General features: G+C 66.8%; 18 protein-coding genes. 14 read left to right on the top strand and 4 right to left on the bottom strand.

Going from position 1 to position 24483, the window contains the following annotated elements; all coding sequences use genetic code 11:
- The first annotated feature begins 29 nt into the window (after positions 1–29).
- From KAJ83_RS04345 to KAJ83_RS04280, 14 genes are all read left to right on the top strand, one after another.
- Positions 30–1043, top strand: a complete 1014-nt coding sequence (locus KAJ83_RS04345; RefSeq protein ID WP_210680763.1) for a sugar ABC transporter substrate-binding protein — start codon at positions 30–32, stop codon at positions 1041–1043.
- A gap of 86 nt (positions 1044–1129) precedes the next feature.
- Positions 1130–3244, top strand: coding sequence for an ABC transporter permease (locus KAJ83_RS04340; protein WP_210680762.1), 2115 nt, complete (start codon positions 1130–1132; stop codon positions 3242–3244).
- A complete protein-coding gene (locus KAJ83_RS04335) occupies positions 3241–4335 on the top strand; it encodes an SMP-30/gluconolactonase/LRE family protein (RefSeq protein WP_210680761.1) in 1095 nt (364 codons plus the stop codon). Before KAJ83_RS04340 ends, KAJ83_RS04335 begins: the two co-directional genes overlap by 4 nt.
- Entirely contained in the window at positions 4332–5828 is a 1497-nt protein-coding gene (locus KAJ83_RS04330; RefSeq protein WP_210680760.1) for a sugar ABC transporter ATP-binding protein, read from the top strand. Before KAJ83_RS04335 ends, KAJ83_RS04330 begins: the two co-directional genes overlap by 4 nt.
- Positions 5828–7816, top strand: coding sequence for an AMP-binding protein (locus tag KAJ83_RS04325; RefSeq protein WP_210680759.1), 1989 nt, complete (start codon positions 5828–5830; stop codon positions 7814–7816). Before KAJ83_RS04330 ends, KAJ83_RS04325 begins: the two co-directional genes overlap by 1 nt.
- Entirely contained in the window at positions 7813–8595 is a 783-nt protein-coding gene (locus KAJ83_RS04320; protein WP_210680758.1) for an enoyl-CoA hydratase/isomerase family protein, read from the top strand. Before KAJ83_RS04325 ends, KAJ83_RS04320 begins: the two co-directional genes overlap by 4 nt.
- Positions 8596–8607: 12 nt before the next feature.
- Positions 8608–9489 (top strand): SDR family NAD(P)-dependent oxidoreductase, encoded by an 882-nt coding sequence (locus tag KAJ83_RS04315; protein WP_210680757.1) that lies wholly within the window; start codon positions 8608–8610, stop codon positions 9487–9489.
- Positions 9490–9498: 9 nt separating this feature from the next.
- On the top strand, positions 9499–10506 hold the full coding sequence (locus KAJ83_RS04310; RefSeq protein WP_210680756.1) for an ABC transporter permease: 1008 nt from the start codon (positions 9499–9501) through the stop codon (positions 10504–10506).
- 28 nt (positions 10507–10534) lie between these two features.
- On the top strand, positions 10535–11524 hold the full coding sequence (locus tag KAJ83_RS04305; protein ID WP_210680755.1) for a sugar ABC transporter substrate-binding protein: 990 nt from the start codon (positions 10535–10537) through the stop codon (positions 11522–11524).
- Between the two features lie 103 nt (positions 11525–11627).
- Positions 11628–13760 (top strand): ABC transporter permease, encoded by a 2133-nt coding sequence (locus KAJ83_RS04300; RefSeq protein ID WP_210680754.1) that lies wholly within the window; start codon positions 11628–11630, stop codon positions 13758–13760.
- A 4-nt stretch (positions 13761–13764) separates the two neighbouring features.
- The gene (locus tag KAJ83_RS04295; RefSeq protein ID WP_210680753.1) at positions 13765–14808 is read left to right on the top strand and encodes a hypothetical protein; all 1044 of its coding nucleotides are present in this window, start codon (positions 13765–13767) and stop codon (positions 14806–14808) included.
- Positions 14805–16301: a sugar ABC transporter ATP-binding protein gene (locus tag KAJ83_RS04290; protein WP_210680752.1), complete on the top strand. Its 1497-nt coding sequence runs from the start codon at positions 14805–14807 to the stop codon at positions 16299–16301. The genes KAJ83_RS04295 and KAJ83_RS04290 overlap by 4 nt, the downstream gene beginning before the upstream one ends.
- 113 nt (positions 16302–16414) lie before the next feature.
- Positions 16415–18841, top strand: coding sequence for a GcvT family protein (locus tag KAJ83_RS04285; protein WP_210680751.1), 2427 nt, complete (start codon positions 16415–16417; stop codon positions 18839–18841).
- Positions 18842–18926: 85 nt separating this feature from the next.
- A complete protein-coding gene (locus KAJ83_RS04280; RefSeq protein WP_210680750.1) occupies positions 18927–19394 on the top strand; it encodes a CopD family protein in 468 nt (155 codons plus the stop codon).
- A gap of 87 nt (positions 19395–19481) precedes the next feature.
- Here KAJ83_RS04280 and dctP read toward each other — a convergent pair whose 3' ends face one another.
- The 4 genes from dctP to KAJ83_RS04260 all read right to left on the bottom strand — a co-directional run bounded on the left by dctP (position 19482) and on the right by KAJ83_RS04260 (position 24359).
- The gene (dctP, locus tag KAJ83_RS04275; RefSeq protein ID WP_210680749.1) at positions 19482–20576 is read right to left on the bottom strand and encodes a TRAP transporter substrate-binding protein DctP; all 1095 of its coding nucleotides are present in this window, start codon (positions 20574–20576) and stop codon (positions 19482–19484) included.
- A gap of 31 nt (positions 20577–20607) precedes the next feature.
- Entirely contained in the window at positions 20608–21927 is a 1320-nt protein-coding gene (locus tag KAJ83_RS04270; RefSeq protein WP_210680748.1) for a TRAP transporter large permease, read from the bottom strand.
- On the bottom strand, positions 21917–22426 hold the full coding sequence (locus KAJ83_RS04265) for a TRAP transporter small permease subunit (protein ID WP_210680747.1): 510 nt from the start codon (positions 22424–22426) through the stop codon (positions 21917–21919). The genes KAJ83_RS04270 and KAJ83_RS04265 overlap by 11 nt, the downstream gene beginning before the upstream one ends.
- Before the next feature lie 313 nt (positions 22427–22739).
- Complete coding sequence (locus KAJ83_RS04260) at positions 22740–24359, bottom strand: trimethylamine methyltransferase family protein (RefSeq protein WP_210680746.1); 1620 nt, start codon at positions 24357–24359, stop codon at positions 22740–22742.
- Positions 24360–24483: the final 124 nt, after the last annotated feature.

The following is a 24483-nucleotide window of genomic DNA, read 5'->3' as shown; positions in this document are numbered from 1 at the left end:
AAAAATCTTAGAAAACCGGGAGGAATGACATGCGTATCCTGAAATCGGCGGCCGTCGCCGCCACGCTCGCGATCGGGGCCGCCACCGGCCTCGCGGGGGCAAGCGCCCCGGGTAACGCCCAGGGTATCGACGATCCCACGCGCGCGCCCTTCTATCAGGCGATGGAGGGCAAGACGGTCGTTTTCGTGCCCGTCGCGATGGGCCTCGATCTGACGGAGGGATGGGCCGCCGGCATGCGGGAGACCCTGGAACCTTTCGGTATCACGGTCGAGATTCGCGATCCGAATTGGAGCACCGACGCGGGCGCCCAAGCGATCACTTCCCTGCTTTCGGAAAAGCCGGATGCCATCGTCGTGCATAACCCCGATGTGCAGTCCTACGCCCGTCTTTTGAGGAAGGCGGAGCAGGCCGGCATCTACGTGGTGCAGGTCAACATGAACTCCAGCTACTCGACCGACGCCTTCGTCGGCGCGGACTATGTCAGCATGGGCGAGCGGATGGCGCGAAAGCTGATCGACCGGTGCGGTCCCGCCAATGGCGGCAACGGCAAGATCGCGATTGTTCAGGGGGTTCTGACGGCTGCCGCCAGCGCCTACCAGATGAAGGGGATCAACAACGTCCTCGAGGCGAATCCCGACATGCGGGTGGTCTCGAACCAGGCCGCCGACTGGGACGCGACCAAGGCGAAGAACATCGCCGCGACCGTGTTGCAGCAGCACCCGGATCTCTGCGGCATCGTTGGCTTCTGGGATGTCATGGACATCGGCACCGGGGCCGCGATCAAGGAGGCCGGCAAGGACGTCTATCTGATCACCTCCGGCGGCGGCAATCAGTCGGCCTGCGACGGCTTGGAGAAAGGCACCTATTCGGAGGTCGTCAGCTATGACGTGCCGGGTCAGGCGCGCGATATCTCGATGACGGTCATGCGGCTGTTCCAGAACCAGCCCGAGCCGGGGGCGGCGAAGACCACGCTCTTCTCGCCGCTTACCTTCCTGACCAAGGAAAACATGACCCCCGGCTCCTGCTGGACGCTGGATCGGTAGGTGCTTCCCCTCGGCGATGCGGGCCGTCGCGGCGGTCCGCATCGCCTCCCTTTCTTGCGTGTTTATAGAGCGCGGAGCCTTCCCCGATGTCCGTCTCCGAGACCGTTACACGGTGGCGTTACCGGATTGTGCCGGACCATGTGCTGGGCGAATTGCTCGCCAAGCGGTGGATCGACAACGCCATTCCGGTCCTCATCCTGCTTGTCGTGATCGCGACCTTCGGGTCCGCTATCCCCGATTTCTTCACCGCGGCCAGCGTCGGCAATCTTGCCCGGCAATGGGGGGAGTTCGGTCTCCTCGTCCTGGCGCTGATGATCGTGATGGTCGGTGGCGGTATCGACCTCAGCGTCGGTTCGACCTTCGCGCTCGGCAATATCGTGGCGCTGGCGCTCATGAACGTCGCGGGACTGCCGGTGCCGGCGGTGGTGATCGGGACGCTCCTGTGCGGGGCGGCGGTCGGCCTGGTGAACGGCGTGCTGGTCGGCTATCTGCGGCTGCGCGCCTTCCTGACGACGCTGGTGACGTTGATCATCGTGCGCGCCGTTGTCGATATGCTGTTGTTGACATATTCCGTGCGCATCGCGGCCGTTTTTCCGGATTCGGATGCCTGGTTCTTCCTCGGCGAAGGCTATTTTCTGGGGATTCCCCTCAGCGTCATCGTCACCGGGGTGATCGCGATATTGCTGCATCTGGTGCTGAGCCGCACCCGGGTCGGATGGCATGTCATGGCGACCGGCGGCTCGCGGCGTTCGGCCTATAATGTCGGCATTCCGGTGCGCCGCGTTATCTGCACGACCTATATCGTCTCGGGCACGCTCAGCGCGCTCGCCGGGTTGCTCTTCGCCTCGCGTCTCGGCGGGGCGGGCGCGGATACCGGCATCGGGTTGGAGATCGCGGCGCTGACGGCGGCCGTGCTGGGCGGCAACAGCCTGGGCGGTGGCCGGGGCTCGGCCGCGAAGGCGGTGATCGGCTCCATCACCGTCATGCTGATGGTGAACAGTCTGGTCCGCCTCGGCATCACCAGCGGCGCGAATTCGTTGCTGCTGGGCTTTGTCCTGCTGCTCGCCGTGGCGATCGACGTGCGCTGGCTGAAGAACCGGCACAAGCTGCTGTCGGAAGTCTATGTCTCCCCGACCTACGCCGCCCTGCCGCCCCCGCCCGGCATGGGGGAGGGCTTGCCCTACGCCCTCAACGACCGGCTGCGGCCGGTGGAGCGGATCGGCCTCGACCGGATCGACGGGCCGGAGGACGTGATTCTCGATGACGCGGACAATATCTATACCGGCAACCGGACGGGCGACATCGTTCGTTTCCTGGCGCCCGACTATGCGCGGCAGGAGGTCTATGTCCATATCGGCGGGCGGCCACTCGGTCTCGCCTTCGCGCGGAACGGTTCGCTGATCTGCTGCGTCGGCGGCATGGGGCTCTACGCCGTGCGCCCCGATCGAAGCATCGAGAAGCTGACGGACGAGACCAACCGGTCCCTGTTCTCGGTGATCGACGATTCACGGCTGCGGCTCGCCGACGATCTGGATATCGCGCCGGATGGCCGGATCTTCTTTAGCGAGGCGACGATCCGCTATGAGATGCACGACTGGCCGGTGGATTGCCTGGAATCGCGCGGTAACGGCCGGATCATCTGCTTCGATCCGAATACGGGCACGACGCGCACCGTGCTCAAGAACCTGGTCTTTCCGAACGGCATCTGCATGACCCATGACGGGCGGTCGTTCCTGTTCGCGGAAACCTGGGGCGCGCGAGTCAGCCGCTATTACTTCGATGGGCCGCGGGCCGGGACGGTCGAGCCGGTTATCCCCGACCTCCCCGGTTTCCCCGACAATATCAACCGCGCGTCCGACGGGACCTACTGGCTGGCGCTGGTCGGGATGCGGACGCCCTCGCTCGATCTCGCGCTCAGGATGCCCGGTTTCCGAAAGCGCATGGCGCGCCGCACCGCGCCGGACGAGTGGCTCTATCCCAACATCAATACCGGCTGCATCGTCCGCTTCGACGAGGCGGGGACCATCCTGGAGACCCTCTGGGACTTCGGGGGGGAGAACCATCCGATGATCACCTCGATGCGCGAGCATAAGGGGCATCTCTATATCGGCGGTATCTTCAACAACCGTATCGGCCGTCTGCGGCTGGACGGTGCCGACGCGACATGGACGGGGACGCGGTCCTATTGGGGGGACGCATGATCGGGCCCCTGATACGCGGATGGGACAATCTGCTGGGCCGGGGCGAGGCGGCGGTCACCGTGCCGGCGCTGGACGGTGCCTTGCGCCCGAACCGCGCCCTGGACGAGGCGGCCGCGCGCATGCCGCTCGCCGATGTCGACGATCTGGCGGTCCTGGAGGGCACGCCGGTCGCCTCGGCCGGCAGGGTGCTGCACGAGTTGAGCGCGGACGGCGCTTGGGCGCCGCGCGCCCGCCATGACGCCGATATCCTGGCGCTCGCGGCGCTCGCGGATGGCGGCCTCGCGCTCGCCCTGGAAGGCGGCGATATCCTGGTCGAGGGCGGGGCCTTCGCCGGACGGCGCGTCGCCCTCGGCGCGCGGGGGCGGTGCATCACGGCGATGGCGGCCTCGGGCGCCACGCTTCATGTCGCGGTCGGGTCGACCCGGCACGCGCGGGCCGATTGGCAGCACGATCTGCTGGGACACGGGTCTTCTGGCGAGATCTGGCGGGTGGATCTGGCGACCGGCGCGCGCGACCGGCTCGCCTATGGTCTCGGCTATCCGGCCGGGCTCGTTCATGACGGCGGCCGGCTCGTCTTCTCGGAAGCTTGGCGCCACCGTCTCGTCGCCATCGATCCCAACGCTCCGCACGGGCGGACGGTGCTTTATCACGACATGCCCGGCTATCCGGGGCGGATCGTGGCGGCCGCCGGCGGCGGCCATTGGCTTTCGGTCTTCGCGCCGCGCAGTCAGCTCATCGAGTTCGTGCTGCGCGAGCCCGCCTATCGCGCGCGCATGGTGGCGGAGGTGCCGCGCCCCTATTGGATCGTGCCCAAGCTGCGCGCCGGCCGCAGCTTTCACGAGCCGTTGCAGGGCGGCGGCGTCAAGCATCTGGGCATCCTGAAGCCCTGGGCGCCGACCATGTCCTTCGGGCTGTGCGTGAAGCTCGACGGCGATTTTCAACCGCGTTCCAGCCTGCACAGCCGCGCCGACGGCGCGACGCACGGCGTCACGGCCATCGCCGAGCCGGCGGCGGGCGGCCTCCTCGTGGCGGCGCGCGGCGACGGGGTGGTGGTGCGTGTCGGCGCGGATCGACGGGGAGGCGGGCGATGACGCCGATACTCGAACTCAGGAACGGCACGAAGGAATATCGCGGCGTGCCCGCGGTCAAGGACGTCACCTTCACGCTGCATCGCGGCGAGGTCCATGCGCTGGTCGGCGAGAACGGGGCCGGGAAATCGACCCTCACCAAGATGCTGGCGGGCGTCGTGACGCCGACCGCCGGGGAAGTTCTCCTGGACGGGCGCGCGACGGTCCTGTCGACGCCGGCGGAGGCGCTGCGACACGGCATCGCGATGGTCTATCAGGAAACCAGCCTCGTGCCCTCGCTCACCGTCGCGCAGAATCTCTATCTCGCCGACAAACGTTTCTTCCACCGCCTGCGCGGCATCTACATCGCCGGTCAGCAGTTCCTGCAATCGTTGAATTTCGATGTCGATCCGATGGCCCTGGTCTCTAGCCTCGGCGCCGGTCAGAAGCAGATGGTGGAGATCGCGCGCGCCGTTCATCACAACGCGAATGTCATCATCTTCGATGAGCCGACGGCGACCCTGACGCCGGAGGAGAAGCACCAGTTCTTCTCGCTGGTCGATCGACTGCGCGCGCGCGGCGTGTCGATCATCTTCATCTCCCACGCGTTGGAGGAAGCGCTCGCGATCGCCGACCGCATCACGGTCATGCGCGACGGGGAGCATGTGGTGAGCGACGAGGCCGCGCGCTTCGACCGCGAGAGCATCGTGCGCGCGATGGTCGGGCGGTCGCTGTCGGATGAACTCTATGGCGCGCGCGCGCGCCGTTCTCCACGGGAAGCGCGGGAGAAGGTGCTGAGCGTCCAGAACCTCTCCATGGGCAAGGCGGTGAAGAACACCTCCTTCTCCGTCTTTTCCGGCCAAATCACGGGCGTCTTCGGCTTGATCGGCTCCGGCCGAACGGAGGCGGCCAAGGTCGTCGCCGGGGTGATGAAGCGCGACACATTCCACGGCGGTCAGGTGCGACTCGACGGGCGGCCGGTGCGCTATCGCGTGCCGCGCCCGGCGGTGCGCGACGGCATCGTCTACGTGACCGAGGACCGCAAGCTGGAAGGCTTCTTCGAGACCATGTCGATCGCGGAGAACATCCATCTCTCCGCCGTCGCGGGCGGGCGGTCCCGGTCACGCGTGATCAGCCTGCGCGAGATGAAGGAGATCGCGGATACGTGGATCGGCGCCCTGAATGTTCGGGCGATCAACGGCGACGCGCGGGTGATCGAACTGTCCGGCGGCAATCAGCAGAAGGTGGTGGTTGCCAAGGCCCTGGTGCAGAAGCCCAGGCTCGTCATCTTCGACGAGCCGACGCGGGGCGTCGATGTCGGCGCCATCGCGGAGATCCACCAACTTATCAACCGGCTCGCCGACGAGGGCATCGCGGTGATGGTGATCTCCTCCTACCTGCCGGAGGTGCTGCAACTTTCCGACCGTATCCTGGTCTGCCGCCAGGGCCGCATCGTCGAGGAATTCGCGGGCGACAGCGCCGACGAGGAAACCATCATGTACGCGGCGGTGCACTGATGGCGGGCGACACCAAAACCACGTCCGGGACTTCGTCCGATGCCCCACCCAGGACCACGCGCCCGGTACGCCCGGTGCGCGCGATCGCGGATATCGAGGCGATAGAGGCCGCGCCCTATGACGACATGGTGCCGGCGCGGACGCTTCATGACCTGCTGCGCGCGACGGCCGCGCGGTGCGGCGATGCCATGGCGCTCACCGTCATGCGCTCGGAGGACCTGTCGGATATCGGCGCGGCCCTGACGCACCGTCAGTTGCTTTGGCAGGCGACCCGCGCCGCCAATATGTTCGACGCCCTGCAGCGCGCGTCGGGCGTGCCGCCGGGGGAGCGGGTAACCGCCTTCCTGACGCCGACGCTGCCCGAGATGCCGGCGCTTCTCCTCGGCGCGCAGATCGCGGGCGTGGCCAGCACGCTCAATTATCTGCTGAACCGGGAGGCGCTGTTCGATCTGCTCGACGCGCAAGCCGCGACCGTGCTGGTCATCCCCGCCGCCGATCTCGACGCCGAATGCTGGGAGAAGGCGCGTGGCGCGCTGGAGCGCGTGCCGAGCCTGCGCCGGGTGGTCGTGATCGGCGATGCGCCGGCGTCTCCCGGCGTCACGACATTGGCCGAGGCGCTGCGCGGCCATGACGGCGGGGTGCTCACCTTTGCCCCCCGGGCCGATCGCGACACCGTCTGCGCGTTGTTCCATACCGGTGGGACGACCGGTCGGCCGAAACTGGTGCGCCTCACGCACGGAAATCAGATTCACGCGGCCTTCGGCTTCGCCCAGGTCTTCGGCTATGACGAGGGCGATGTCGTGATCAACGGCTTCCCCTTCTTCCATGTCGGCGGGACCATGACGGTCGGCTTGTCGGTGCTGGCGGCCGGGGGGCATGTGGTCGTGCCCTCGCCCTATGCGTTGCGCCGACCGGCGGTGGTGGCGCGCTATTGGGACATCGTGCGCCACCATCGGGCGACGGTGGTGAGCGGCGTGCCGACCTCCATCGCCGCCTTCGCCGAGACATGGCCCAGGGAGATGTGGTCCAGGGAGGAGAAGGCGGGGACGGCGGCGGGCGTGCGCATGGCGGTGACGGGCGGCGCCCTGTTGCCCAAGGCGGTGGGCGCCCGATTCGAACGGACGACCGGTATCCGCATCTTCGAGACCTACGGCATGACGGAGACGGCGGCGGCCATCGCCTTCAACCCGGGGCGGGGGGAGCCGGTCGCGGGCAGTGTCGGTTTCCGCGCACCCTATTCCGAGATTCGCATCCTGCGTCTCGACGCGGAGGCACCGACGGCGTGCGCGTCGAACGAGAGCGGCCTCGTCCAGGTGCGCGGCCCCCAGGTCTTTCCGGGTTATCTGGACCCGGCCCATGACGTCGGCGCGCTGGAGGCGGACGGGTGGCTCAATACGGGCGATATCGGCTATCTGACGCCGGATCAGCGCCTCGTCCTGACCGGGCGGGCGAAGGATTTGATCGTGCGGGGCGGCCATAATATCGACCCCGCCGCGATCGAGGACGTGGCGAATCAGTTCGACGGCGTGCGGATCAGCGCCGCCGTCGGCATGCCCGACCAATATGCGGGCGAGGTGGCGGCCCTCTTCGTCGTGCCCGAGCCGGGCATGACGCTCGCGATCGATGCCCTGCGCCGCCATCTGGAAGCGCATATCCACGAGCGGCCGGCGCTGCCGAAAAGCATCCTTCTCATCGATGAACTTCCCGTTACGGCGGTCGGCAAGATCTTCAAGCCGAGCCTGCGCGAGCGCGCGATCGAGGAGAAGGTGCGCCTGGAGGTCGCCGCGCATTGCGGGCCCGGCGCGCGGGCCCGCGTCGCGGTCGGCCAGGACGGGCAGGGGCGCGCGCGGGTGACGGTGCGCGTGACGGGGGCGACGGCCGAAACGCTCGCCTTATTGGCCGAAACCCTCGCGCCGTTGCCGCAAAGTTACGAAGTCGAGGCCGGGGAAGTCCAGGCCGGGGACATCCAGCCGGGGAGGAGCGAATGACCGACGAACCCGTGACACTCGACATATCGGACGGCATCGCGACGGTGACGCTCGCCCGGCCGAAGGCGTTGAACGCGCTCTCCCAGCCGATGATGACCGCGCTTGCCCGGCGGATCGACGCGTTGGAGGCCCGCTCCGATGTCCGCGCGGTGATCCTCACCGGCACGGGTCGGGCTTTCTCCGCCGGGGGCGACCTAATCGAGTTCGAGCGGGCTCTGCGCGCCGACAAGAACACGCTGCTGACATATCTCCGCGACAATCAGGATATCCTGCAACGGGTCGAGGATATCCCCGTTCCGGTGATCGCCGCGATCAACGGATTCGCGGTGGCCGGCGGGCTGGAATTGCTGCTCTGCTGCGACATCGTCGTCGCGGCCGAAGGGGCGCGGATCGGCGACGGTCACGCCCAGTACGGCATCGTACCGGCCGGTGGCGCCACGGTGCGCCTGCGCGAACGGCTCTCGCCCTCCCACGCCGCGCAGCTTTTCTATACCGCCGGGCTGCTCGATGCCGGGACGCTGATGGATTGGGGCCTCGTCAACGACGTGGTGCCGCCGGCCACCCTGATGGAAAAGGCGCGCGGGATCGCGCGCGAGATCGCCGGCCGCAGCCCGGAGGCGATCGGCCATATCAAGACCCTGATCGGTGGCGGCGCCGGCGCGCCCGGCCGGGCCGAACGCGTCCGCGCGGAGCTGGACCGTTTCGCGCTGCATGTCGACGGCAAGGATCTCGCCAAGGGTCTCGAAGCCTTCCGCACCAAGCAACCCGCGCAGTTCTAGGAGCCTTTATCGATGTCCATCTCGTTCGAAAATCAGGTCGCGATCGTCACCGGCGGGGCGCGCGGGTTGGGGCGCGCCTATGCCGAGGCGCTGGCCGCGCGCGGCGCCCGGGTGGTCATCGCGGATCTGGGCGGGGAGGGGGCGACGACCGCCGCCCAGATCCGCGCCACCGGCGGCGCGGCCGAGGCGCATGAGGTCGATGTCAGCGACTTCGACGCGGTGTCGGCCATGGTGGACCGGGTGCTCGACGCGCACGGCCGGATCGATATCGCCCTCAACAATGCCGGCATCCTGCGCGACAAGACCTTCGCGAAGATGGCGCTCGACGACTTCCGGCGGGTGGTCGAGGTGCATCTGATGGGCTCCGTCAATCTCTGCAAGGCGGTGTGGCAGCCGATGCGCGACTGCGGCTATGGCCGCATCCTGCTGACCTCCTCCTCGTCCGGCCTCTACGGCAATTTCGGCCAATCCAACTACGGCGCGGCCAAGGCGGCGATGCTGGGGCTGATGAATTGCCTGCAATTGGAAGGGGAACGCGACGGCATCCGCGTCAACATGATCCTGCCGAGCGCGGCGACCCGGATGACCGACGGTCTGCTCGACCCGGAGGCGGCTCGGCTGCTGGCGCCGGAGCGGGTGGCGGCGGGCGCGTTGTTCCTGGTGAGCGGCGCGGCTCCGTCGCGCTTCGCCATGGCCGCCGGGGCGGGAACCTTCGCGCGGGTTCATGTGACCGAGGGCGAGGGTATCCATCTGCCGGACGATGAACTGACACCGGAGGCCGTGGCGGCGCGCTTCGATGCGATATGCGACCCCGCCGGCGCGCGGGCCGTGGAGAACGCCTTCGATCAGGCCGGGAAACTCGCCGCGCGCGCCGTGCGTGCCGGCGCCGCGTGAGGTAGGGCCATGGCGATCGGTTTCGCGACCAAGGACAGGGGTGGGCGGCGCAGGAACCTGCTGGAGCTTGTCGTCATGGCGGTGACGGCCGCCCTGTTCGTGCTGTTCGCGATCGGGATCGAGGGGTTCGCGACGCCCGGCAATCTGGGCGTGGTTCTCTCCAATTCCGCCTCGCTGGTGATCCTGAGTTGCGGGATGGCGGTCGTCATCGTCTCGCGCGGGCTGGAATTGGCCTTGATCGCGGAGATGGTAGCGGGCGCCACCACCTTCAGCATCCTGATCAATGCCGGTGTCGGTGGGCCGGAGGCGTTGTTGCTCGCCGTCGGCGCGATGGCGTTGGTCGGATGCGCGAACGCCTGGCTGATCGCCTATGTCGAGATTCCGGCGATGCTGGCGACGCTGGCGTCCGCCATGTTCGTGACGGGGCTCGTTCGCTACGCGGTGCTCGGGGGGGAGTTCCTGCTGCTCCTGCCCAAGTCGAATCCGGCGGTGGTGCTGCTGTCGGGTGATATCCTGCCGGGCGTCCCCGCGCCCGTGGCGTTGATGGTCGCGGCGCTGGTCGCGACCGGTTTCCTGCTGCGCTATTCCGCGGCCGGCCGGACGATCTACGCCATGGGCGATAATTTCCAGGCGGCCCGCCTCGGGGGGCTGCCGGTGCGCACGACGACCATCGTCGTCTATGTCTTCGCGGCGCTGATGGCGCTCTTCGCGGGGCTCGTCACCGCGGCGGCCAGCGGCACGGTGGATTTCCGCACCGTCACCAACGGCAGCCTGCTGTTCGAGGTGATCCTGGTCGTCGTGCTGGGCGGCATCCCCTTGCGCGGCGGACGCGGCGGGGTGCGCAACATCATCGTGGGCGTGGCGCTGATCGCGGTGCTGCGCAACGGCATGACGTTGATGAACGTCACCACGCAGATGCAGGACGTGATCAAGGGCTTCGTCCTGATCATCGCGATCGTCCTCGATAACTACCTCAACCCCAGGGACACGGAGACGGACACCGCCGGTGATCTCTAACCCGTGCAACGAAACAGAGGAGGAAACCATGTTGCGTTCACTCGGAAGAACCATTCGCGCGGCCGTGATGGCGGCCGCGTTGGGCGGGTGCGTGGCGCTGGCCGTGGGCGCTCCCGCCCGTGCGGACAGCGATATCGCGGGCAAGAAGGTGATCTTCGTGCCGATCTCGATGGGCATATCGCTGACCGAGGGCTGGGTGCGGCGCATGCGCCAGCACGCGGAGATCTACGGCTACAGCCTCGATATCCGCGATGCCGCCTTCAACACGGGCGCCATGTCGGAACTGCTGGCCAAGGCGATCAGCGAGAAGCCCGATGTCCTGGTCGTCCACAACCCGACCGTCCAACTTCTGGCCCGCCAGATCCAACAGGCGGAATCGGAGGGCATCAAGGTCCTGCAGATCAACCTGCAATCCAACCGCCCCTCCAGCGCCTTCGTCGGCGCCAATTGGAAGCGCATCGGCCGCGAGGTGGCCGAGGATATCGTGAAGGAATGCGGCGAGGGCAGCGGCAAGTCGGGCAAGGTCGCGATCATTCCGGGGCAGCTTACCGCGGCCGACAGCGTGATCATGAACGAGGCCTCCTTCGCCGTCTTCGACGCGCATCCGGAGATCGAGGTCGTCTCCAACCAGGCCTCCGACTGGGAGCCGGAGAAGGCGCGCCAGATCACCGCCACCGTGTTGCAGCAGCACCCGGACCTGTGCGCCATCTTCGGCCATTGGGATGTCCACACCATGGGGGCCGGCAACGCGGTCAAGGACGCCGGGAAGCAGGATGACGTGTTGGTCTATGCCACCGGCGGCGGCGAGAGCGTCGCCTGCGAGGCGATCGAGAACGCGGTCCTCGACCGCGTGTGGAGCTATGACGCCGACGGCCAGGGCCGTGACGCCGGCACGATGATCGACATCCTGCTGCAAGGCGGCGCGGCGGCCGACGGCTCGATGCTGGAGATCGAGTCGCCGATGAAGATCATCAAGGCCGGGGACGGCTTCGACCGCCGTCAATGCTGGAGCATGTGATCCGGTAGCGCGATCGGGGCGGCGCGCGGAGCTTCCGACAAGGCCCCGCGCGCCGCCCTCACTCGCCCGCGATCGCGTTCTTGGAAGAGTTGGAAGGCGTCCCATGTCCGTCCGGTTCGATTTCGACAGCCTGCCGAAGCAGCGGATACCGCGCTTCGTGCTCTCGCCCCGTCGCATCCTGGCCGATGTCCTGTCGCGCGGCTGGGTCGAGAGCGCGATTCCCTTCCTCGCCCTGCTGTGCGTCATCATCGGCGTGCTGGCGACGACGCAGGGCTATTTCGACGCGGCCAATCTGCGCAATCTGGCCCAATATTCGGGCGATGGCGGGTTGGTCGTGCTGGCGTTGCTGATCGTCGTCGCGGTCGGCGGTATCGATCTTTCGGTCGGATCGAACTTCGCGATGTCGGCCTTCGTGGCGCTTTATTGCTTTCATATATTGGGCTTGCCGGTGCCGATGGTGCTGGCGGCCAGCCTGCTCGCCGGCGCGGCGGTCGGCGTGGTAAACGGGACGCTCGCCGGCCTGATCGGCTGCGGGGCGTTGCTCACGACATTGGCGACGATGATCGCGACCCGGGGGCTCTTCACCCTCGCGTCGCAGGCGAAGCTGGTCGAGATATCCACCAGTGCCCGCATCGACGCGGTCTGGGACTGGATCGGCTTCGAACGGTTCCTGACCATGCCGGTCGGGTTCTGGGTGCTGCTGACGGTCGCGATCTGCGTCTTCTTCATGTTCCGTCAGTCGCGCTTCGGCTGGCATGTGCTGGCGGTCGGCGGCAATCGCAAGGCGGCGCGCCATGGCGGCATCCAGGTCAAGCTGACGATCCTTCTCGCTTATATCCTGGGTGGGACGATCGTGGGCCTGGCCGGGTTCATGTTCGCCGCGCGCCAGAACAGCATCGGCGCGGATACCGGCATCGGGATGGAGTTCTTCGTGCTGACGGCGCTCGTCGTCGGGCTCGGCGGGTTCGTGCCGGGGCGGGGCGCGGTCGTGCCGGTGCTGATCGGCTTCGCGACGATCTATATCCTGAACAATGCGATGATCAATGCCGGTTTCAGGGGGGATTTCGTCCAACTCGCCATGGGCGCGATCATCATCCTGATCCTGGCGATCGACGTGAAGTTCCGCAAGCATCGGCATCGTCTGCTGGCCTCGACTTATCTCGATCCGGCGCGCTTCTCCCTCGACCCCGTTCGGGGCGTGGAGGGCTTCATGCCGGACGAGATCGAGGCGAAGCTGCGATCGGCGGAAATCCTGGCCGCCGGCAAGATCGACGGTCCGGAGGACGTCATCCTGGACGCGGAAGACCGGCTCTATTGCGGGACCCGCGACGGCCGCATTCTGCGCTTCGACCCGCCCGATTATTCGGAGGTCGCGGTGCATGCCAGGATCGGTGGGCGGCCGCTCGGCCTCGCCTTCGACCGCGAGGGCCGGCTCGTCACCTGCGTCGCCGGCATGGGGCTGCTGCGGGTCGGGCCGGACGGCGCGGTCGAGTTGCTGGCGGACCAGACCGATCGCGGCCTTCTAAGCGTCCAGGACGACAGTACCATCCGCATGGCGGACGATCTGGATATCGCGCCGGACGGTACGATCTACTTCACCGACGCGACCAAGCGCTACGACATGGAGAATTGGGGTCTCGACCTGCTGGAGGGGCGGCCGAACGGCCGGTTGCTCGGCTTCGATTCGCGTACCGGCCGGACGCGCACCGTACGCGACCACCTGGTCTTCCCGAACGGCGTCTGCGTGACCCATGACGGGAAGTATCTTCTGGTGGCGAGCACCTGGGCCTGTTCCATCCTCATCTTCGATCTGGCGGATATGTCGGCGCCGCCACGTGTCCTCGTCAGCGGACTGCCGGGCTATCCGGACAATATCAACCGCGCCTCCGACGGCGGCTACTGGATCGCGCTCGCCGGGATGCGCAATCCGGTCATGGACCGGGCCATGCGCCATCCGGGCCTGCGCCGCCGGATGGCGCGGCGGGTGCCGCCGACGAACTGGCTTTTCGGTAATCTCAATATCGGCGGCGTGCTCAAGATCGACGCCGCGGGCCGGATCGTGGATGCGCTGTGGGACGCGCCGGATGGGCCGCTCTACATGATCACCTCGATGCGCGAGCATCGCGGCGCGCTCTATCTGGGCGGCGTCACCAACGACAAGATCGGGCGCTACGCGCTGACCGGCGCCGATCCGGGCTGGACCGGCACCGACAGCTATTGGGGCAGGGAGGGGTAGTCCGATGTTCGCACGGCTCAATCGCAAGCCGCCGCCCGCGATGACGCTGGAAGGGGTGCTTGGCCCGAACGGCCGGCTCGACCGGGCGGACGCCATCGCCGTGGACGCACCGGGAGCGCTGGCGTGCGCGGAAGACGGGCGGTTGCTGGTCTCCAGCGGGTGTCGGGTCCTGACGCTCGCGCGGTGGGGCGAAACGCCCGCGCCCTGGGCGGAGCTTCCGGCGCCGGTGACGGCGCTCGCCGTCTCGCCGGGCGGGCGGGTCGCCATCGGGCTCGCGGGTGGGGGGCTTTCCGTGCGCGACGCGGCGGGGCGAAGCCTTCTTGGCTGGGCGCCGCCGGTCGACCTCGTCTCCATCGTCGATTGCCTGTTCCTCTCGGAGGAGGAGATCGCGCTGGTCGATTGCGGCTATGGCGCCGGTCAGGACGTGCTCTCCCGCGCCCCGTGGGAGGAGGCGGCGCGCGGCCGCGTCGTGGCGCTGACGCGCGACGGCGGCGCGACGACGCTGCGCGCGGACCTGCATTGTCCGATGGGGTTGTGCCGCGATGCCGAGGGGGGGCTTGTCGTCAGCGAGCTCGAACGCGCGCGTCTGCTCGGTCTCGACGGCGTCGTGCGCCGCGCGGGCTTTCCCGGCTATCTCGGGCGGGTCCGGCCGATGGGGACGGGCTATCTGCTGGCCTGCCTCGCGCGGCGCGATCCTTTGATCGAGTTCCTGAAGACCGAGACGGCCTTCATCGCCGAGATGAAGGCGACGATCGATCCCCATTACTGGATATCGCCCCGGGCCAACCCGGAATTCAGTCACGATTTCCCGATCGAGCTCGGCGCGACGCGGCTGTTCGGGGAGGTGAAGCCCTGGGCGCCGTCCTTCTCCTACGGTCTCGTGATCGAATTGGACGCGGCGATGATGCCGGTCGCCTCGGCCCATTCGCGCGCGAACGGGTACCGTCACGCGGTGACGGACGCGATACCGTGGAACGGCGATCTGATCGCCGTCAGCACGGGCAGCGCGGAGCTTCTTAATCTGGGGCCGGAGAAGGTAGGGCCATGACATCCGAACCGATCATCGGCCTGGAGAAGGCGACCAAGACCTATGGCGGTATCGCGGCGCTCTCGGCGGCCGATTTCACCCTTTATCCGGGGGAGATCCATGCCCTGGTCGGCGAGAACGGCGCGGGCAAGTCAACGCTTTGCAAGCTGATCGCCGGGGTCGTCGCGCCGTCGGAAGGGAGGCTTCGCATCGATGGCGAGGTGGTCGGCCTCGCCACGCCGAAGGACGCGACCCGGCGCGGCATTTCCATGGTCTATCAGGAAACCAGTCTGGTTCCGCAATTGACCGTCGCGCAGAACATGGTGCTGGGCCGCGAGCGGCCCTTCAATTCCGTGCGCAAGGTGCGCAATGCCGCGCGGCAAGTGCTGCAACGCCTGAACTTCAAGGTCGATCCCTCGCAACTGGCCGGCTCGCTCTCCACCGCCAAGCGCCAGATGGTGGAAATCGCGCGCGCCGTCCTCAACGAGGCGCGGGTCATCATCCTGGACGAGCCGACGGCCGCCCTCACGCCGGAGGAGACGGATCATCTCTTCGATCTGATGAAGACGCTTCAACGGAACGGCGTGGCGATGATCTTCATCTCCCACGCGCTGGAAGAGGCGTTGACCCATGCCGACCGGATTTCCGTACTGCGCAACGGGCGCCTCATGGTGACCGGCCCGGCCGTGGATTTCGACCGCGAGCGCCTGATCCACCACATGATCGGCGAGGAGTTGCTGGAGACCGAACGCCCCGCCGCTGCCCGCCCACGGACCGCCGCGGCCCTGCCGGTCCTGCAGGTGGAGAATGTGCGCATGGGCGCGATGGTGAACAACATGTCCTTCTCCGTCTTCCCCGGGGAGATCACGGGCATCGCTGGCTTGATCGGCTCCGGGCGGAGCGAGGTGGCCAAGGTCATTCTCGGCCATACCAAGCGCAATTTCGGTGGTGGGCGCATATGGCTCGACGGGCGGGAGGTCCGTTACAACCTGCCCGCCCAGGCGGTGCGCGACGGGATTGCCTATGTCAGCGAGGACCGGAAGCTCGACGGGTTCTTCGAGACCATGAGCGCGCGCGAGAATATCGGGCTCGGCTGGCTCGCCAAGTTTGGGCGCGGCCGGATCCTGGCGCCGCTGCGCCGGATGCGCCGTCTGGCCGGGCAATGGGAGGACAGATTGTCGATCCGCAGCATTGGCGCGGATCAATCGGTACTCTATCTCTCCGGCGGCAATCAGCAGAAGGTGGTGATCGCCAAGTCCCTGGTGCAGGAACCCAGGCTGGTCATCTTCGACGAGCCGACGCGCGGCGTCGATGTCGGCGCCATCGCCGAAATCCGCCAGATCGTGCGCGATTTCGCGGCGGGCGGGGCGGGCGTAATCCTGATTTCCTCCTATCTGCCGGAGATTCTCGACCTGTCCGACCGTGTCCTCGTGGCCAAGAGCGGCACGATCGTCGCCGATTTCCCGCGCGAGGAGGCCACCGCCGCCAAGATCCTGCACGCCGCCATCCACTAGGAAGGGCCGGTTGAATCCGGCCAATTGGCGTCGCGGACGGAAGCTTAGGCGTGTCCGCATGGTGCGACCTTGCCGCTCATTTCCACGGTTTAGAGCGAGCGGGGTTTCCGGCGATGAAGAGCGATGTTCAGGTTGCGGTGATCGGTGGCGGTGTCGTCGGATGCAGCGTCCTCTATCACCTGACCAAGGCGGGCTGGAAGGACGTGGTGCTGATCGAGCGCTCGGAGCTTACCAGCGGCTCCACCTGGCACGCGGCTGGCGGTTTCCACACCATCAACGGTGACCCCAATGTCGCGAAGCTGCAGCAATATACGATCGGCCTCTATAAGGAGATCGAGGAGATTTCCGGCCAGTCCTGCGGCTTCCATCTGACGGGCGGCGTGCTGCTGGCCGGCACGGAGGACCGCCTCGACTTCCTCCGGATGATGCGGGCGAAGGAAAAGCTTCTCGGCATCGATTGCGAGTTGATCTCGCCGGAGGAGGCGGCGGAGCATTTCCCGCTGATGGACCCATCCTGCTTCAAGGGCGCGCTCTACAGCCCGCTGGAAGGGCATCTCGACCCCTCCGGCACGACGCATGCCTATGCCAAGGCGGCGCGGGTGCAGGGGGCGGAAATCTATCTGCGCAACCGCGTGATGGACCTGCAACAGCGCCCGGACGGAAGCTGGGACGTGGTGACGGAGCAAGGCACGATCCATGCGGAGCATGTGGTCAATGCCGGCGGCCTCTGGGCACGGGAATGCGGGCGGATGGTCGGCCTCGACCTGCCGCTGCTGGCCATGGAGCATATGTATATCCTGACCGAGGACATGCCCCAGGTGAAGGAGATCAACGAGCGCACCGGCAAGGAGGTCCTGCACGCCGTCGATTTCGAGGGCGAGATCTATATGCGCCAGGAACGCGGTGGCATGTTGATGGGGACCTATGAACGCGCCGGCAAGCCTTGGTCGCGCAAGGAGACGCCCTGGGATTTCGGCCACGAACTGCTGGCCCCGGACCTGGATCGCATCGCGCCGTCGCTGGAGGTCGGGTTCGAGCATTTCCCCGCCTTCCAGGAAGCCGGCATCAAGCAGATCATCAACGGTCCCTTCACCTTCGCGCCCGACGGAAACCCGCTTGTCGGGCCGGTGCGGGGCCTCAGGAACTACTGGACCGCCTGCGCTGTGATGGCGGGCTTCAGCCAGGGCGGCGGCGTCGGCCTGGCGCTCGCCAACTGGATGACGGAGGGCGACCCGGGCCTGGATGTCTGGGGCATGGATGTCGCGCGCTATGGCGATTGGGCGGGCATGGCCTATACCGAAGCCAAGGTGCGCGAGAATTACTCCCGCCGTTTCCGTATCCGCTATCCGAACGAGGAACTGCCCGCCGCCCGGGACCTGCGCAAGACGCCGGTCTATGACCGGATGAAGGCGCATGGCGCGGTCTTCGGCGCGTCCTTCGGGCTCGAGGTGCCGCTTTGGTTCGCGCCGGAGGGGATGGAGGCGCGGGAGGATGTGACCTTCAAGCGCTCCAACGCCTTCCCGGTGGTCAAGGGGGAGTGCGCGGCGGTGCGCGGCGGCGTCGGCCTGTGCGAGATTTCGAGCTTCGCGAAGTACGAGGTGACGGGGCCGGAGGCGGAGGCGTGGCTGTCCCGCATGCTGGCCAACAGCCTGCCGAAGGCGGGGCGCATGACGCTCGCCCCGATGCTGAACGAGGCGGGAAAGCTGATCGGCGACTTCACCGTCGCGAAGCTGGAGGCGGAGCGTTTCCATATCTTCGGCACCGGCGTGGCGGAGCAGTATCACATGCGCTGGTTCGAGCGGCATCTGCCGGAAAGCGGCGTTTCGATCCGCGCGCTGGGGCTCGGCCTCGTCGGCCTCTCGATCGCGGGGCCGAAGGCGCGTGATGTGCTGGCCCGGGTGACGGAGGCGGATGTCTCCAACGCCGCCTTCCGCTTCATGGATATCAAGGAGATGGAGTTGGGCCTGATTCCGGCCCTGGTCGGCCGGGTCAGCTTCACCGGCGATCTGGGCTACGAGATCTGGGTGAAGCCGGACTATCAGGCTCAACTCTTCGACGCCTTGATGGCGGCGGGCGCGGAGGACGATATCCGTCTCTTCGGTGGACGCGCGCTGCGTTCCCTCAGCCTGGAGAAGGGGTTCGGTTCCTGGGCGAGCGAATATCGCCCGGTCTATGGCCCCTTCGAGGCCGGGATGGATCGCTTCGTCGATCTTTCCAAGAATGACTTCATCGGCCGCGAGGCCGCCGCGCGCGAACAGGCGGAGGGGCCGGCGCGCCGATTGGTCACCCTGGCGGTCGAGGCCGTGGACGGCGATGTCTTCGGCGACGAGCCGATCTGGCGGGGCGGGGATATCGTGGGGTGGGTTACCTCCGGCGGCTATGCCCATCACGCGGACCGCTCGGTCGCCATGGGCTATGTCCGGGCGGAGGCGGCGGAACCCGGCGCCCGGTACGAGATCGAACTGCTGGGCGCGCGTCTGGGGGCCACGATCCTGGCGGAGCCGTTGTTCGATCCGGCGGCGGCGCGCATGCGGGGATAGGACGCGACTCACGGTCTTGCGGTGACCTCGCATTCGGGCATCCTGGCCCGACATGACGCCTGATATGACGAGGGAGGTTTCACCGATGATCTATCTGATCGCGCTCGCGCTCGCGCTGCATCTGATCGCCGCGACCCTGTGGGTCGGGGGGATGTTCCTGCTGCATATGTGCCTGCGGCCCAATCTGGGGGCGCTGGAGCCGCCGGCGCGGCTCACCCTGATGCGGGGCACGCTGGGCAAGTTCTTTCCCTGGGTATGGGCGGTTATCGCGACGCTGGTGGGCAGCGGCTATCTGATGCTTTTCGCCGTCTATGGCGGGTTCGCCGGGGCGGGCATGCACATCCATCTGATGAACGGACTCGCCTTCGTCATGATCCTGCTGTTCGCGCATCTGTTCTTCGCGCCGTGGAAGCGCATGCGCCGGGCGGTCGATGGGCAGGACTGGGCGGCGGCCGGCCGTAATCTCGGCCAGATCAGGACGATCGTGACGATCAACCTGACGCTCGGCCTCGCGGTGATCGCGATCTCGGGCGGCGGGCGTTATCTGGCCTGACCGCCGGCGCGGAACGCGCCAATAGCATGGGCGATAAGCACGAAGGGCCGGCTTGAAGCCGGCCCTTCGCTCGGACGGTTGCGGCGTTTATTCGGAGGCGCAGCCGCGGATCTTCTCGATATCCGGCCCGTTCGGGGTCCGCCCAAGATTGAAGGGGGCCGACGCGTCGCGCCAGGACGCGTAATCCTGGAGATATTCGAGCTGGCTGAGATAGACCTTGGCGGAGGAGGGGTTCTCGCAGGCGACTTCCTCCATCGTGGCGTTGGCCATTTCCTGAATGCGCGCCAGCGTCTCGTCGTCATAGCGGGTGATCTCGACACCGGCGTCCTGGAACTTGCCATAGGCGTCGTTCGCGCGGCGCTCCGTGAAGGCGAGGGACCACAGCATGGTCGCGTCCGCCGCGATCAGCAGCTTTTCCTGCGTCTCCGCGCTGAGCGCGTCCCAGGCGTCCTTGTTGATCATCACGCCGAAGACCGAGGACGACTGGTGCCAGCCGGGCGTCGCCCAGTAGTCCGTGACCTGCTGGAAGCCGCCGGAGAAATCGACGTTCGGGGTGGAGAACTCCGCCCCGTCGATGACGCCGCGCTCCAGCGCCTGGTAGATTTCACCACCGGCCATGGAAACCTGACTGCCGCCGAGCTTTTCGAGCAGCCGGCCCTGTTCGAGACCGGACAGACGCAGCCGCTTGCCCTGAAGATCCTCCGTCGTGCGGATCGGCTCGTTGGTGCGGAAGCCCGATTCGTTGTTGGTCACGGCATAGGGCAGGTAGACCATGCCGAACTGACCGTAAATCTCATTGTAGATTTCGCGGCCGCCCCATTGCTGGATCCAGTTCACATAGTCGACGGCGTTGAACAGGCTGGCATGGGTCGCGAGCGGGGAGAACGCCGCGTCGCGGCCGGCCCAGTAGCCCGGCCAGTCGCCACCGGCCTGGATGGTGCCCGATTCCACCGCGCCGAAGACCTCGCCCGACGGGACGAGCGTGCCGCCCTCGAAGAACTCGATGGTGAGGTCGTCGCCGGCGAGCTTGTTGGCGAGTTCGACGAACTTCCGGTCCATCTCGATGAGTTCGAGCGAGGCGGGCCAGACGGTGGTCATGGTCCAGTTCTCCTGGGCCATGGCGGGGGCCGAGGCCATGCCCGAAAGCACGGCGGCGGCGAGGACACCTCGTATCAGTTTCATCGCGTTTCCTCCTTGAGCGTGAGTGCCTGTTTTATTGGTACAGCGCTTCCGGCAGCCATGTGGCCAATCCCGGGAAGAAGCTGATGGCGAGCGCCATCACGATGATCAGCCCGATAAAGGGCAGGACTCCGATGATGATGTCGCCGATACGCACTTCCGGTGGCGCGAGCGCGCGCATGTAGAAGAGCGCATATCCGAAGGGCGGCGAGAGGAACGACGTCTGCAGGACAACCGCCATCAGAACGACGAACCACAGCAGCCCGACCCCCATTTCGCTGACGATCGGCAGGAAGATCGGGAAGGACAGCAGCACGATACCGGTCCAGTCGAGGAACATGCCGAGGACGAAGACGATCATCATCATCATGGTGATGAGCATCCAGGGTTCCATCTCCAGGGCCCGGATCAGTTCCTGCGTCGCCCTCAGGCCACCGGTGATGTTGAACACCCCGGTGAAGGCCGATGCGCCCACGACGATGAAGAGGATCATGGCCGACGTCCGGCCGGTTTCCCGCAATGCACCGATGAAGGTATCCCGTTGGAAGCGCCCACGCATGACGACGATGCCGAGCGCCAGCGCCGCGCCGATCGCCGATGCCTCCGTCGCGGTGGCGATACCCGCCAGCATGCTGCCGAGAATGCCCAGGATCAGGACAAGCGGCGGCAGCGCCTCCACCAGCAGCATGCGGACGAGCGTGGCGCGCTCGACCCGTTCCTCGGTCTTGACGGCCGGCGCGATATCGGGACGGAAGAAGGCGAGAATGGCGACATAGGCCGCGTACATGAGCCCGAGCAGGGTGCCCGGAACGAGCGCGCCGGCGAAGAGTTCACCCACCGACAGGTCGGAGTTCGATGACATCAGGATCAGCATGATCGACGGCGGAATCAGAATGCCAAGGCACCCCGATGACGCGATCACCCCGGTCGTGAACCGCTTCGAATAGCCGTAATTGAGCATCGGCTTGAGCGCCATGACCCCCATCACGGTGATGGAAGCGCCGATGATGCCGGTGGTGGCGGCCAGCAGGATCGAGATGAAGACCACGGCGAGGCCGAGCCCGCCGCTTACCCGCGCCAGGAGAAGGCGCAAGGTTTCAAACATGCGATCCGTGACGCCCGAATCCGACAGGAAGCGCGCCATCAGCACGAAAAGCGGAATGGCGATGAGCACGTAATTGTCCAGCACATCGCCGAAAATGCGGTTGATGACGATGCCGAGCACCATGGGCTTGCCGGCGATCAGCGCGCCGAGGACTGCGGTTCCCCCCAGGACGAAGGCCAGCGGATGGCCCATGAACAGGCCGAGAATCAGGAGCCCACCCATGATCAGGGCGATGGATTCACCCGACATGCCCAGCTTCCCCCTCGGACTGCCCGCGCGCGAGCACAAGTTTCATGACTTCCGAAATACCCTGGATGATCAGGAGGGCCGCGGCGACCGCCATCGCCATCTTGACCGGATAGACGGGCAATTGCGCCGCCCCGTAGGTCGTCTCGCCCTGCTGCCAGGAGCGCATCGCGAAGTCGTAGCTGCGGGTCGTGAAGACCCAGGCGAAGGGAAAGAAGAAGATGAGATAGCCAAGCACGGCCAGAATGCGCTGGCCGAGCGGCGCGAGGCGTTCCGAGAGGATATCGACCTTGACGTGCGACCCGTGACGCAGGGCATATCCGCCGAGCATTATGAAATAGAAGCCATAAAGCTGCCGCGTCAGGTCGAAGGCCCACAATGTCGGCGCGCTGAAGACATAGCGCATGACGACATCATAGATGATCATGGCCGCGAAGACGACGGCGACCCAGGAAATCACCCGGCCCACCGCCTCGTTGATACCATCGATGAGGCGAATCAAACCTCTGTGCTCCTCCCACGAGTCGCGCGCGCGAACGGCCGCATCGCGTCTCTATTCTTATGGTTGCGGGAACTATCGCACAGGCCCGATCCTACGGTAAACACTCAAAGAAGCGCGCAACCGAATTTCAATACTCACGGCAAGGGATGGGGCGTGGCCCATCGCGCCTGAACAGGGCTTCGCCGGCGGGCCGGGGGGCGGAGCCCGGGCGCTTTCGGGCGCGCCGGGCGACGGTTCGCATCGCCGGCGCGCTCCAAGCCCCCCCAAGGCAACGTCCCCCAGGGCAACGTCCCCCAGGGCCAGTGCCCCAGGATCAGACGTTCGAATCGGGCATCGATTCCTTGCGCTTGGCGACGAAGGCATCGAGGGATTCCAGCATCGCCGGATCGATCGCGGGAGCCTTGTCCTCGTAGTCGCGCAGCTGCTTCTTCCAATAGGCGTTGGCGCGCTGGTTCATGTCCTGGCCGCCCTCGCTGTCCCATTGCTCGAACGAGTTGTTGTCGGCGAGGGGCGAGCGATAGAAAGCCTCCTCGAAATTGGCCTGGGTATGCGCGCAACCGAGATAGTGGCTGCCCGGCCCGACCTCGCGAATGGCGTCCATCGCCTGTCCGTTCTCGCCCAGATCCGGGCCGGCGAGCAGGCGGCCGATCATCGCGGCCTGGTCGGCATCCATCACGAACTTCTCATAGCCCATGGCGAGACCGCCTTCGAGCCAGCCGGCGGTATGCAGCATGAAGTTGACCCCGCCCAGCGCCGCCGTCTGCAGCGTGTTGGCGGACTCATAGGCCGCCTGCGCATCCGCGATCTTCGAGGCGTTGAGCCCGCCGCCGGAGCGGAAGGGGACGCCCAGCCGCCGGGCGAGTTGGGCGGCGCCGTAGAGCACGAGCGAGGGCTCCGGGGTGCCGAAGGTAGGCGCGCCCGACTGCATCGAGATCGAACTGGCGAAGGTTCCGAAGACGACCGGCGCGCCCGGCCGGACGAGTTGCGTCAGCGCCATGCCGGAGAGCGCCTCGGCGTATAGCTGCGTCAGCGTGCCCACGACCGTCACCGGGCTCATCGCGCCGGCCAGGATGAAGGGGCTGATGACGCAGGCCTGATTGTTGCGGGCATAGACCTTGAGCGCGCCCAGCATGGTGTCGTCCCAGACCATCGGCGAGTTGGCGTTGATCAGGTTGATGACGACGCAGTTCTGGTCGACGAAATCGTCGCCGAAGACGATCTTCGCCATGTCGACCGTGTCCTGCGCACGTTCCGGCGCGGTGACGGAGCCCATGAAGGGCTTATCCGAATAGCGGATATGGCTATAGACCATGTCGAGGTGGCGCTTGTTGACCGGCAGGTCCACCGGCTCGCACAGCGTGCCGCCGGAATGGTGCAGGCCCGGCGACATGTAGGCGAGCTTCACGAAATTGCGGAAATCCTCGATCGTCGCGTAGCGCCGCCCGTCGTCGAGCGAGCGGATGAAGGGTGGGCCATAGGCCGGAACCAGGACCGTGTGCCCTTCGCCGATCTTCACCGTGCGCTCCGGATTGCGGGCATGTTGGGTGATCAGGCTGGGCGCGCTGTCCTGCACGATCTTCTTCAGCATGCCGGGCTCGAAGCGGACGCGCTCGCCTTGCACGTCGGCGCCCGCCTGGCGCCAGAGGTCCAGCACCTCCGGGTCCCCGCGGAAGTCGATGCCGATTTCCTTCAGGACGGTGTCGGCATTGCGCTCGATCATGTCGAGCCCTTCCTCCCCGAAAACCTCGAAATAGCCGACCTTTCGGGTGATATAGGCCGGTGCCTTGCCGCCGGCGCCGGCGCGCTTGGCCTGGCGCGCGGCGCGTCCGCCGCCCCCCTCGCGTCCCCGGCGGCCTTCGCGGCCCGCGCGCCCGCCGCCCGCGGGGGGCTGATCCATCATCTCGTCGAGTGCCGCCGTGTCGCCGTCGCTCATCGCTCTTCGCTCCGTATCCCGGGGAGGGGTCCCGGCGCGGGGCCGGGATCGTCATTGTTGGTGTGCTGAATCTCAAATCGGGTCGGGAACGCCGGAAAGGCCGGTTCATGCTTGCATGAAACCG

It is taken from the genome of Marivibrio halodurans, from assembly GCF_017963645.1.
Classification (GTDB): domain Bacteria; phylum Pseudomonadota; class Alphaproteobacteria; order UBA8366; family Aestuariispiraceae; genus Marivibrio; species Marivibrio halodurans.
The sequence above is the reverse complement of the archived record's forward strand: the minus strand, read 5'-3'. Positions and strand labels throughout refer to the sequence as shown.

Excerpts from the sequence above, each read along its gene's own strand:
- KAJ83_RS04345 (WP_210680763.1), top strand. The coding sequence starts at position 30 with ATGCGTATCCTGAAATCGGCGGCCGTCGCCGCCACGCTCGCGATCGGG.
- KAJ83_RS04340 (WP_210680762.1), top strand. The coding sequence starts at position 1,130 with ATGTCCGTCTCCGAGACCGTTACACGGTGGCGTTACCGGATTGTGCCG.
- KAJ83_RS04335 (WP_210680761.1), top strand. The coding sequence starts at position 3,241 with ATGATCGGGCCCCTGATACGCGGATGGGACAATCTGCTGGGCCGGGGC.
- KAJ83_RS04330 (WP_210680760.1), top strand. The coding sequence starts at position 4,332 with ATGACGCCGATACTCGAACTCAGGAACGGCACGAAGGAATATCGCGGC.
- KAJ83_RS04325 (WP_210680759.1), top strand. The coding sequence starts at position 5,828 with ATGGCGGGCGACACCAAAACCACGTCCGGGACTTCGTCCGATGCCCCA.
- KAJ83_RS04320 (WP_210680758.1), top strand. The coding sequence starts at position 7,813 with ATGACCGACGAACCCGTGACACTCGACATATCGGACGGCATCGCGACG.
- KAJ83_RS04315 (WP_210680757.1), top strand. The coding sequence starts at position 8,608 with ATGTCCATCTCGTTCGAAAATCAGGTCGCGATCGTCACCGGCGGGGCG.
- KAJ83_RS04310 (WP_210680756.1), top strand. The coding sequence starts at position 9,499 with ATGGCGATCGGTTTCGCGACCAAGGACAGGGGTGGGCGGCGCAGGAAC.
- KAJ83_RS04305 (WP_210680755.1), top strand. The coding sequence starts at position 10,535 with ATGTTGCGTTCACTCGGAAGAACCATTCGCGCGGCCGTGATGGCGGCC.
- KAJ83_RS04300 (WP_210680754.1), top strand. The coding sequence starts at position 11,628 with ATGTCCGTCCGGTTCGATTTCGACAGCCTGCCGAAGCAGCGGATACCG.
- KAJ83_RS04295 (WP_210680753.1), top strand. The coding sequence starts at position 13,765 with ATGTTCGCACGGCTCAATCGCAAGCCGCCGCCCGCGATGACGCTGGAA.
- KAJ83_RS04290 (WP_210680752.1), top strand. The coding sequence starts at position 14,805 with ATGACATCCGAACCGATCATCGGCCTGGAGAAGGCGACCAAGACCTAT.
- KAJ83_RS04285 (WP_210680751.1), top strand. The coding sequence starts at position 16,415 with ATGAAGAGCGATGTTCAGGTTGCGGTGATCGGTGGCGGTGTCGTCGGA.
- KAJ83_RS04280 (WP_210680750.1), top strand. The coding sequence starts at position 18,927 with ATGATCTATCTGATCGCGCTCGCGCTCGCGCTGCATCTGATCGCCGCG.
- dctP (WP_210680749.1), bottom strand. The coding sequence starts at position 20,576 with ATGAAACTGATACGAGGTGTCCTCGCCGCCGCCGTGCTTTCGGGCATG.
- KAJ83_RS04270 (WP_210680748.1), bottom strand. The coding sequence starts at position 21,927 with ATGTCGGGTGAATCCATCGCCCTGATCATGGGTGGGCTCCTGATTCTC.
- KAJ83_RS04260 (WP_210680746.1), bottom strand. The coding sequence starts at position 24,359 with ATGAGCGACGGCGACACGGCGGCACTCGACGAGATGATGGATCAGCCC.